The 5,807-nt window shown below is 31.0% G+C and carries 7 protein-coding genes; 6 read left to right on the top strand and 1 reads right to left on the bottom strand.

What is annotated here, in order from left to right; translation table 11 throughout:
* Positions 1-336: 336 nt before the first annotated feature.
* From ABUA27_RS11920 to ABUA27_RS11895, 6 genes are all read left to right on the top strand, one after another.
* Positions 337-1,107, top strand: a complete 771-nt coding sequence (locus tag ABUA27_RS11920) for a TIGR04255 family protein (RefSeq protein WP_349820783.1) — start codon at positions 337-339, stop codon at positions 1,105-1,107.
* Entirely contained in the window at positions 1,100-1,261 is a 162-nt protein-coding gene (locus ABUA27_RS11915; protein ID WP_349820782.1) for a hypothetical protein, read from the top strand. The genes ABUA27_RS11920 and ABUA27_RS11915 overlap by 8 nt, the downstream gene beginning before the upstream one ends.
* Before the next feature lie 2 nt (positions 1,262-1,263).
* Positions 1,264-1,572 (top strand): MBL fold metallo-hydrolase, encoded by a 309-nt coding sequence (locus ABUA27_RS11910; protein WP_349820781.1) that lies wholly within the window; start codon positions 1,264-1,266, stop codon positions 1,570-1,572.
* Positions 1,573-1,742: 170 nt separating this feature from the next.
* Positions 1,743-2,225, top strand: coding sequence for a ComEC/Rec2 family competence protein (locus tag ABUA27_RS11905; protein ID WP_349820780.1), 483 nt, complete (start codon positions 1,743-1,745; stop codon positions 2,223-2,225).
* Between the two features lie 13 nt (positions 2,226-2,238).
* Positions 2,239-3,426, top strand: a complete 1,188-nt coding sequence (locus tag ABUA27_RS11900; protein WP_349820779.1) for a UDP-N-acetyl glucosamine 2-epimerase — start codon at positions 2,239-2,241, stop codon at positions 3,424-3,426.
* A gap of 1 nt (position 3,427) precedes the next feature.
* A complete protein-coding gene (locus ABUA27_RS11895) occupies positions 3,428-4,630 on the top strand; it encodes a polysaccharide biosynthesis C-terminal domain-containing protein (protein ID WP_349820778.1) in 1,203 nt (400 codons plus the stop codon).
* 495 nt (positions 4,631-5,125) lie between these two features.
* Here the strand turns inward: ABUA27_RS11895 and ABUA27_RS11890 are convergent, their stop codons facing one another.
* Positions 5,126-5,311, bottom strand: coding sequence for an ATP-binding protein (locus ABUA27_RS11890; protein WP_349820777.1), 186 nt, complete (start codon positions 5,309-5,311; stop codon positions 5,126-5,128).
* Between the last annotated feature and the right edge of the window lie 496 nt (positions 5,312-5,807).

The raw sequence follows: 5,807 nt of genomic DNA, 5'->3' as shown, positions 1-5,807 counted from the left end.
ATACTTTGTTTGACATATGATTATACCTCCATCTAATTTCTAATCTAATTGTAGAACAGATGGGAAATTCATGTGTCCGGTTCAGCTTCATGAACGCCGTTTAATCGGTGTTTATGAAATTTAATTTTCACTAACCTGTGGTTTGTGGGTATTCAAATCAATTTTCAATATATTAATATTTTTGTATGTTTATATTTATTTTCTTTTATTACAATGTTTATATCATTGATTTTAATTTCTTATGATATAATGTGGTTGATGAAAATTGTTTTTAAAACTGATTAACATGGAAATGGTTATAAATGAAGTTTAGAAAGGTGAGGTATATATAATTGAATGGATATTTATAAGGATAAAAGTTATGTTAGAGCTAAATTGAAACACACATTTTTAAAAAATTTAACTTTAAAGGTTGAATATGATGGATTAATTGATTTAGATGTAGAAATTTTTGTTCAATCTGTAGGTAAAATACTTCATGACAAGGGATATAATAACTTAAAAGAAGTTTGTGTTGATAATAATGATAAAAATTTTGTTTTTAAAACAGATGATGGAAGAAGAGTAACAATTTCCAAATCAAGTATTATTTTAGAAATTGATACCACTAAAAATAATCCTATGTTTTCAAACTATTTGCCAACAGTTATAGAGTTAATAAAAGAATTAAAAAAATTTGAATTTATTAACATAAAGAAAATTGGCTTACAAAAAGTGAACAGTTGTATAATTTATAATATAAAGGATATAGCCAATTATTTTACAGAAAAAGCATTGCATCTGGCTTTAGATGATGTTATATCTCTTGAATTTAATGAACAAGCTGCGGTTAATAATATTTATCTTCTTTATAGTCGAACTATAACAAAAGGAAGAGTAGGAAGTTTTGAAGACAACAGGACAGGCTATCAAATACTATTAGATATTGAAGGATTTATGCCAATTGTAGATGAGTTAGATGAAGATAATTTAGAAGAGAGTATAAAAAAAATAAATAATCAGTTGTATGATTTGTTCTTTGAATCATTATCAACTGAATTTATTAAGGAACTAAGTCAGGATGAATTTAATGATGGTAGAATAGCGGAGGTGACTAAAAATGGATAGAATAAAATTTTATCCTATTCATCCTTTAGAGGATAAACAAAATGATGAGTCAAAAGAAAGATTTATACCTTTTGAAAAGCCAATAATGAGGAAATCATCACATAGGAAAATAAGACCTGTCAAATACAAAAGAGAAATTAAAATAACTCAATAGAAATGCAAAATCTACCATATCTTGTTAAAGAAAAATTAGTGATAGAAATTAATGTTATTGGTTATAAAACACAAGGAGAATCTTCTATTGTTTTTATTAAAAAAGATTCTAAAATATTTTTTAGCATAGTCGTTGATTGCTTTTGTTATCATAAAATGAATAAGACTGTTGAAATATTAAGAAACAATAATATTAAACATATTGATTATTTATGTTGGAGCCATCCGGATTATGATCATAGTCAAGGAATGTGTGATATCTATGATGAATTTGTAAATGAAATACAATTGTTAATATTCCTGAAAATGTAGATAGTGCATATAAAATATGTTCAAACAAGGTAAAAAATCTTTTTGATAAATTAAAAAAAGAATCCTGTAACAGTAAAAGTAATATTTATACAGTATCAGATAGTAAAGATTTGTTATTTTATAAAGACGACATATGGTTTAAATATGATGATTATGAAATCGATTTTAAAATGAACTCATTTGCACCTAACTCAAGTTTAATACGTGAGCATTCTTTATATGGTGATTTTAATAAAAATGACCATTCAATTGGATTTACAATAAAACTAGGAGAAGTTGTTCTTATGTTTACAGGTGATATGGAGAATACTACAATAGCTGAATTGAAAAAAATACCTAGGCTACCTTGTCAACCTTATTTTTTAAAAATTCCACATCATGGTTCGGAAACATCAAGTGAAATGCTTGATGTTTTTACTTCTGTAAATGTGGTCTGTTCTACTGTATATAGAAACGGCAAGAATAACTTACCATCACAGAATATAATAAATTCATACAAGAAAATAACAAATAATCTTTATATAACATCATCTGATACTAATAATCTAAATGATCATGGTTATGGAGTTATAAACATATCTATTGATGTATTAAATGATAGTTTTCAAACAAAGTTGTATGGCGATGCTATAAGTATAAATTGTAGTAAATAGAAGGAGAAAAGAAATGGAACATAATTTTAAATGGAAAAATAATGGAAAAACCAAACTGTGTATTGGATTAGGAACAAGACCTGAAATCATTCGTCTTGTCGCAGTCATCAAAAGATGCAGAGAGTACTTTGATACATGTGTCATCTATTATAATCAAAACTGGGATAAGAACCTAAGTACTGTATTTTGGGAAGATTTTGAACTTAAAAACAATGAAGGCGAATTTGGACCAGATATCCTAGTACCAGTAGTAGGAGATAACCTAGGTGTTACTTGTGGTAACATCCTAGGAAGGAGTTTTGAACTATTAAATGAACTACAGCCAGATGGCTATCTAGTACTAGGCGATACAAATAGCTGTTTAAGTGCTATTAGTGCCAAGAGATTACATATTCCTCTTTTCCATATGGAAGCAGGAAACAGATGCAAGGATGAATGTCTTCCAGAAGAAACAAACAGAAGAATCGTAGATGTCATTTCTGATGTTAATCTTTGTTATAGCGAGTTTGCTAGAAAGTATCTTGCTGATACAGGTCTTCCAAAAGAAAGAACTTATATGACAGGTTCTCCTATGGCAGAAGTATTAAGAGGAAATCTTGATAAAATCAAAGAATCAGATGTCTTTGAAAGATTGGGTCTTGAAAAAGACAACTATATTCTATTAAGTGCTCATAGAGAAGAAAATATTGATACAGAAAAGAACTTCATTTCTTTATTTACTGCTATCAATGCTCTTGCAGAAAAATATGACATGCCTATCTTATATTCATGTCATCCAAGAAGTAAACACAGACTTGAAAAGAGCGGATTCAAACTTGATCCAAGAGTAAGAGTCAATGAACCATTGGGATTTAATGACTATAACTGTCTTCAGATGAATGCATTGGCTATTGTATCTGATTCAGGTACATTACCAGAAGAAAGTTCATTCTATCTATCAATTGGTCATCCAATCGCTGCAGTATGTATTAGAACAAGTACAGAAAGACCAGAAGCATTAGAAGCAGGTGATTTCATCCTTGCTGGTATTACAACTAAAGAATTATTGAATGCTACAGATATGGCCATTGAAATGAAACAAAAAGGAGTACTCGGTAAACCATGTCCAGACTATGTAGATGAAACAGTTTCTATGAAGGTAGTCAGAATTATTCAGGGATATATCAACGTTGTCAATAAAATGGTATGGAGAAAATATTAGAATGAAGATACTAGTAACAGGAGCCAAGGGCATGGTAGGAACTGCCCTTGTTAATAACTTAAAAACGATACAAGATGGAAGAAACAAAACAAGACCTGATATTCATATAGAAGAAATCTATGAATATGATATCGATAATACATTGGAAGAATTAGATCAATACTGTAAGGAATGTGATTTCGTATTTAATCTTGCAGGAGTTAACAGACCTGAAAATACAGAAGACTTCATGAATGGTAACTTTGGTTTTGCTTCTACATTATTAGATACATTAAAGAAATATGACAATAAGTCAACAATCATGTTAAGCAGTAGTATTCAGGCAACACTTGCTGGCCGCTTTGGTACAAGTGAATATGGAAAATCAAAGAAGGCAGGAGAAGAACTGTTCTTTGACTATTCAAGAGAAACAGGTGCTAAAGTAGCAGTCTATCGTTTTCCAAATCTAATGGGACATTCAAGACCAAGATATAACAGTGCTATTTCTACTTTCTGTTATGCAGTCGCAAATGATGAAGAATTTACAGTCAATGACAGAACAACAGAACTTGAAGTTCTTTATATCGATGATTTGATTGAAGGAATGTATGATCTATTGGAAGGAAAAAAAAGACATTGTGAGTTTAATGGTGTAGAAACAGTTGAAAAAGAAGATGGAAGATACTGTTATATCCCAGTAACACATAAAGTAACTTTAGGAGAAATTGTTGATCTATTAGAACAGTTTAAAAATCAACCTAAGACATTGATGATGCCTAAGATGCCAGATGGATCTTTTGCGAAAAAACTATACAGCTTATATCTTTCATATCTTCCAAAAGAAAAATTTGCCTATTCATTAAAGATGAACTGTGATGAAAGAGGATCTTTTACAGAACTAGTTCATACAGAAGACTGTGGACAGGTTTCAATCAATATTTCAAGACCAGGCATTACCAAAGGACAGCATTGGCATAATTCCAAATGGGAATTATTTATTGTTGTACAGGGTCATGGACTTATTCAGGAAAGAAATATCAATACGGGAGAGATTGTAGAATTTGAAGTAAGTGGAGATAAAATAGAAGCAGTACATATGATACCTGGATGGACACATAACATCATTAACTTATCAGAAACAGAAAATCTGGTTACTGTAATGACATGTAATGAAGTATTTAATCCAAATCATCCGGATACATTCTTTGATCCAGTGAAGAAATAAAACATTATAAAGTAGTAAAATGGACCCTGTAATAAGGACACGAAAAGGAGATTTATCTCGTGCCCCTGCTTACAGGGTTTTTATTTTGCCTAAAATAATGTAGTGGACTGATGATTATCCCACTTTAATTGATCATTCATTCCGATTAGGTTGACCAAGTGTTCCGATACTCTTGACCAATTAACCATTTTCGTAAAATTCCGACGGGGGTGACCAACCCTTCCGATAAACTTGACCACCTGACACTTCTGACTGTATACATAGTCGAAAGAAATGTTTATTTATAATATTTCCCTATTGAGTAGATTAAATTGCATCAATTTCTTCCTTATTGAGTGAGTATTCCACTAATGGAAGACCACTCGTTAAGATAGAGAAGTCTACTCAATACGCTGGACAAGTCCACTACACAAAAAATTGAATACGGTTGGAAGTCCACAATTAATTTGAAAGAAGGCATAATAATTCTTTATCATTATTATGCCTTCTCCATTTTTATTGTCTTATTCTTGAGTATTCCTCACGCAATGATTTTCCGTGTAAAGTAATTAGGTATGGACTATTAATGATTCTATCTAGAATTGCGTCTGCAATAGGTCCTCCATCTAATAATTGATGCCATCCATCGAAGGAGTATTGACTACAGAAAATGGTTGATTTTCTATTACAACGAATTTTCATTAACTCTAGATGTGATTATTCGCAAGGAAGAGCACCGCTAATCGCATAAAGTGCACCACCTATATCACCAAGCGCACCACTAGTCTAAAAATCAGAATATACACAACTGCACCACCTCAAGGGGTGGTCTTTTTGTACTATCATGATATTGGAGATAATGTCTCTAATATTATGATAGGAGCCTTAAAATTATGGCCGTAAAATTCAATCTGAGAATGTGCCTGTAGCTAATGGATCAGGGTATTTCTCTTAATACCATTTCCAAACAATATCACATAAGCAAGCACACCTCATCGAAAGTAAAACGAAGAAAGGAGGAATTAGAATTTGATACTGCAAAATTAGAGTGTTATTCAGATACGGAATTAGGAAAGCTGTTCTTCCCTAATCTTTATGAAAGTTAAGACATCTATGCCCCTATAGACAATATGAAATGACGAGGAGGAAACAAAAAAAGTAACTCTCCTTAATTGTTCAATCGTGGATTTACCATTAT

The sequence above is a fragment of the Catenibacterium sp. RTP21428st1_D7_RTP21428_210409 genome, from assembly GCF_040227455.1.
Taxonomy (GTDB): domain Bacteria; phylum Bacillota_I; class Bacilli_A; order Erysipelotrichales; family Coprobacillaceae; genus Catenibacterium; species Catenibacterium mitsuoka_A.
The sequence above is the reverse complement of the archived record's forward strand: the minus strand, read 5'-3'. Positions and strand labels throughout refer to the sequence as shown.

Coding starts and splice junctions, on each gene's coding strand:
- ABUA27_RS11915 (WP_349820782.1), top strand. CDS start 1,100: ATGGATAGAATAAAATTTTATCCTATTCATCCTTTAGAGGATAAACAA.
- ABUA27_RS11910 (WP_349820781.1), top strand. CDS start 1,264: ATGCAAAATCTACCATATCTTGTTAAAGAAAAATTAGTGATAGAAATT.
- ABUA27_RS11890 (WP_349820777.1), bottom strand. CDS start 5,311: ATGAAAATTCGTTGTAATAGAAAATCAACCATTTTCTGTAGTCAATAC.
- ABUA27_RS11905 (WP_349820780.1), top strand. CDS start 1,743: ATGAACTCATTTGCACCTAACTCAAGTTTAATACGTGAGCATTCTTTA.
- ABUA27_RS11895 (WP_349820778.1), top strand. CDS start 3,428: ATGAAGATACTAGTAACAGGAGCCAAGGGCATGGTAGGAACTGCCCTT.
- ABUA27_RS11920 (WP_349820783.1), top strand. CDS start 337: ATGGATATTTATAAGGATAAAAGTTATGTTAGAGCTAAATTGAAACAC.
- ABUA27_RS11900 (WP_349820779.1), top strand. CDS start 2,239: ATGGAACATAATTTTAAATGGAAAAATAATGGAAAAACCAAACTGTGT.